At 37.5% G+C, this 2,717-nt stretch carries 3 protein-coding genes and 1 pseudogene; 3 read left to right on the top strand and 1 reads right to left on the bottom strand.

Features of this window, described 5'->3' with window-relative positions; all coding sequences use genetic code 11:
• The 3 genes and pseudogenes from IM507_RS02280 to IM507_RS02270 all read left to right on the top strand — a co-directional run.
• Positions 1-84: pseudogene (locus IM507_RS02280) on the top strand (photosystem Q(B) 2 domain protein); the annotation flags it as partial.
• Between the two features lie 135 nt (positions 85-219).
• A complete protein-coding gene (locus tag IM507_RS02275; RefSeq protein ID WP_045358164.1) occupies positions 220-567 on the top strand; it encodes a DUF433 domain-containing protein in 348 nt (115 codons plus the stop codon).
• The gene (locus IM507_RS02270; RefSeq protein ID WP_002732058.1) at positions 545-904 is read left to right on the top strand and encodes a DUF5615 family PIN-like protein; all 360 of its coding nucleotides are present in this window, start codon (positions 545-547) and stop codon (positions 902-904) included. The genes IM507_RS02275 and IM507_RS02270 overlap by 23 nt, the downstream gene beginning before the upstream one ends.
• Positions 905-1,540: 636 nt before the next feature.
• Here the strand turns inward: IM507_RS02270 and IM507_RS02265 are convergent.
• The gene (locus IM507_RS02265) at positions 1,541-2,449 is read right to left on the bottom strand and encodes a bifunctional metallophosphatase/5'-nucleotidase (protein ID WP_259679050.1); all 909 of its coding nucleotides are present in this window, start codon (positions 2,447-2,449) and stop codon (positions 1,541-1,543) included.
• Between the last annotated feature and the right edge of the window lie 268 nt (positions 2,450-2,717).

The following is a 2,717-nucleotide window of genomic DNA, read 5'->3' as shown; positions in this document are numbered from 1 at the left end:
CGCAACGCTCACAACTTCCCCTTAGACTTAGCTAGTGGTGAACAGGCTCCTGTAGCTCTGACCGCTCCCGCTATCAATGGTTAAGTTCTAGTCTGAACGAAAAGGCACTCCCGCGAGGGGGTGCTTTTTTGTTGTTAGAATCATAATATTCAAGGAGAGATTTATTGGCTTGATTGATGATACAAAAAAGTACGAATTTATCAATAGGAGTATTAACCGATGCAACTCGAAGACTACTTTAATTTTTTGACTCCCAATGACATTCGCTTAAAAAACTCCCGCATTGGCATTGAAACTATCTTATATGAATACATTTACCGCGCCCGTACCCCTGAAGAGATTGGGCAAATTTATCCTACCCTTACCCTAGAACAAATCCATGCCACTATTCTCTATTACCTGCACGAAAAAGACCGAGTTAGTCAATATCTGGCAGAATGGCTAGAACATTGTCAAAAAGGAGAACAAGAACAGGATTTGAACCCTCCCGCTTTTGTGGAGAAAATGCGGAAATTCAAGGCGGAAATAGCAGCAGAAAATATCAATGAGTATTCAGTATCTAATTGATGAAAATTTACCGCCGCTGTATCGGGAGCAATTATTGCGCCGTCACTCTGATTTAACGGTTTGGATGATTGGCGAACCTGGTGTTCCGTCGAAAAGCACCTTAGATCCAGAAATTTTAATTTGGTGCGAAGCAAATCACTTTATTTTAGTCACAAATAATCGGACTTCTATGCCTGTTCATTTAGCTGATCATCTGGCACAAAGTCGTCATAGTCCAGGGATTTTTGTCTTGCGTCCTAAAGCAACAATCAAAGAGATTATTGAGAATTTAATTCTCATTGCTTTATTAGGCGATGCCCAAGATTATCAAGACCGGATTACTCATATTCCTTTATAAATACTACTTGCTGTTTCTGTTTTATTTTTAGTTGTCTTAGGCGTTGAATCAGGGGAGATGAAGATAAACAATGGTTATTGGAGAAGTTACATCAATAATTAGGATTGAATAATCAAAAAATAACTAAACAGGTATTAATGGATAGTTGGAATGAAGCTTATAGTGATAGATCGGATGAATCAGAAACTTTGATGTTAGAGGGAATACGCCATCATCAACGCCAATTATCTGAGTAAATATGACGATTTTTCAAGGTGATATTTATTGGATTGATTTAGGAGAACCACAAGGAAAAAAATCAAATTAATTATTCAGGGAATTAAGTTGGTTATTGAACCTCAAGAACTCGAATAATAGGGATTATAAAAGGATTTAAAGAATCCATTAACATAAAAAAGCATACAGCATCGCCGCTCACGGTTACTTCGGATGTTTAATACTAAATCCGTTGAGTATAGGCTACATATCAGGATAGCCGAACAGCAAAATGGGAATAGATAATCAGTCTTTAATAACCGAATTTAGTACCAGACGCTTAACTAATTAGAAGTAAAAAAATTGTAGGGTTAATTCATGAATTAACCCTACACATCGTTTCCATTCAGACGCTTCACGAATTTGCTAGAGTCATAAACTCTAGTTAACAAAAGTCCAGCGTCCTTCCACTTGACCGTCAAGAAGTTGATGAGTACTTAAATATTCTTCAAGAACACCTTGGCTTGAAGTAGTAACAACTTTAGCGTTAGCTATTTCTTCAGGCGTGAGATTCAAACTCTTCAGTGAATTTTGATAATGATAATCTTGCACGCAGATTACATATAAACGATCAGCCTCTACAGGTTGTTCATTAATACTGAAAGATTCAATTGCTTTCTTAGTATTGTTATAAACTACTCGAACACCTTTGCTGATTTGATAACATTGACTTTCCCCAGGCTTTCTGTTTTCTGGGCGCAGAAAATGGGTAAATACCTTTGTCAGTTGCGCTCCGGTAACTTTAATTTTATAAAGAGAACCATCATAGGGATAAACCTTCTTAAGATCTTCAAGAGTGACCACAGGCCCTAATTCTTTACCTCGTATGGAACCACTACCGACAAGCACGACATCAATCGTATCTATTTCTAAGAAGATATCAGCGATTAAATTACCTAACTCAGTTTCTTGTTCGCGCACGGGATGAGTCAATTGACGATTTAAACGGCTAACAATACGATTGTACTTGCGATCTACTTGTTCTTTGTAGGTATTGATAAAATTTTGCAAATCTACGTCAGGACTAGCTACCTGATCATTAATAGGAATAAGTTCCCATTTCCATTCGACAATGCTGTTCGTATCGTCGTCTACTGTAATATCGAAACGTCCGATCTGATCAGTCCCAACGGCGGCCTGGGTGATTAAAATGTTGTTTACTTGGGCAGGCTGTTCTAAAAGTGTATGAGAATGTCCACCAATGATCATGTCCACCCCCCACTCAGGGTCTAACATAGCCGCTAACTTTTGATCCTCTTCAAAACCAATGTGAGTTAGGAGAATTGTCAAATCAATATCTTCATTTTTGTAGGTATTACAGATCTTACCAACTTCAGCCGCTGCATCTTCTAGTCCAACAAATGTACCAATGCTTTTGTCCAGCTTTAAGGCACTAAGAACCTCTTCGGTGACAATACCAATAGAACTCTTGCAAATTAATTATATGTTATAATGATGGGTTAACTAATTTTCCCCAAAAAATTAGTTAATCAGTACATTCGTCCTGAATGAAAACTTGAAGTTTAACTTTTAACTCAAAACTCTTTAGAGCTGCTTT

It is taken from the genome of Microcystis sp. M20BS1, from assembly GCF_020245305.1.
In the GTDB taxonomy this organism is placed as follows: domain Bacteria; phylum Cyanobacteriota; class Cyanobacteriia; order Cyanobacteriales; family Microcystaceae; genus Microcystis; species Microcystis ichthyoblabe_A.
This window is presented reverse-complemented; position numbering and strand designations above follow the sequence as displayed.

Coding starts and splice junctions, on each gene's coding strand:
- IM507_RS02270 (WP_002732058.1), top strand. CDS start 545: ATGAGTATTCAGTATCTAATTGATGAAAATTTACCGCCGCTGTATCGG.
- IM507_RS02275 (WP_045358164.1), top strand. CDS start 220: ATGCAACTCGAAGACTACTTTAATTTTTTGACTCCCAATGACATTCGC.